Source organism: Streptomyces doebereineriae (assembly GCF_031845645.1).
GTDB lineage: Bacteria > Actinomycetota > Actinomycetes > Streptomycetales > Streptomycetaceae > Streptomyces > Streptomyces canus.
In genome coordinates, this window is sequence record NZ_JAVREZ010000351.1 from 1 (window position 1) to 441 (window position 441).

General features: G+C 66.7%; 1 protein-coding gene. It reads right to left on the bottom strand.

The features are described from left to right. Window positions 1–441: DeoR/GlpR family DNA-binding transcription regulator (locus RNB18_RS52250; RefSeq protein ID WP_311721084.1), on the bottom strand; the 441-nt coding region annotated here is incomplete at both ends.

A 441-nucleotide genomic window follows, 5' to 3' on the forward strand; every position in this document is an offset into this window, starting at 1 on the left:
GAGCCGATGAGGCTGAGTTCCCCGGGCCGCAGCCGTCCACCGGTGAGGAAGACCGTGGTGTTGGGTTCGTCGACGAGTTCGAGCGCGGCAAGCACACTCGGGGTGATCACGGTCAAACCCAGCCCGCGGCCGCGGATCTGATGCGCCACGGCCAGTGCGGTGCTGCCGCTGTCGATGATGACGGTCTCGTGTGGTTCCAGAAGCTCGACCGCAGCTGTTGCGATGTGAGCCTTCTCGGCCGTGGCCGACTCGACCCGGGTGCCGAAAGCGGGCTCTTCGGCCTTGTGCGAGTAGGCGATCGCACCGCCGCGCACCCGGCGCACCGCGCCTTGGGACTCCAGGACGTCGATATCGCGCCGAATCGTCATCTCCGAGACCTCGAACATCGCGGCCAATGAGGCGAAGTCCACTTCGCCGTCAGACCGCAGCCGCTCTTCGATG